We start from the raw sequence: 515 nt of genomic DNA on the forward strand, positions 1-515 counted from the left end.
TGGCCGTGCTGGGGAAAGCCGGAGATCCGCCATCCCGGAACCGCCAATCTCTACAGCACCGGCTTGCATGTGATGGATGGCGGCAGCCCGTTCCGCGCCCGCTTCGGCGTCGAGCGGAACGGCGAGACGCTTCTCGCCGAAGGCTCCTACACCAAAGGCTCCGAGCTCACCGACGGCTATCCCGAGTTCACCATGGCCGTGCTCCAGAAGCTCGGCTGGGACAAGGACCTGACGGCGGAGGAGCATTCGATAATCGAGAAAATCGGCGCCGACATGGGCGGCATCGGCAAGGTGTCGTGGTCGACGGACCTGTCCGGCGGGATCCAGCGCGTGGTGCTCAGCCATGGCTGTCACCCCTACGGCAACGGCAAGGCCCGCGCGGTCGCCTGGAACCTGCCCGACCCGGTGCCCATCCATCGCGAGCCGATCTATACGCCCAAGGTGGATCTGGTCGCCAAGTACCCGACCTATCCGGACGCGAAGCAGTTCCGCCTGCCGAACATCGGCTTCAGCGT

The 515-nt window shown here is 65.6% G+C and carries 1 pseudogene; it reads left to right on the forward strand.

The features are described from left to right. A pseudogene (locus HUI96_RS29050) lies at nucleotides 1–515 on the forward strand (formate dehydrogenase); the annotation flags it as partial.

Source organism: Pseudaminobacter soli (ex Zhang et al. 2022), assembly GCF_014595955.1.
In the GTDB taxonomy this organism is placed as follows: domain Bacteria; phylum Pseudomonadota; class Alphaproteobacteria; order Rhizobiales; family Rhizobiaceae; genus Kumtagia; species Kumtagia pseudosoli.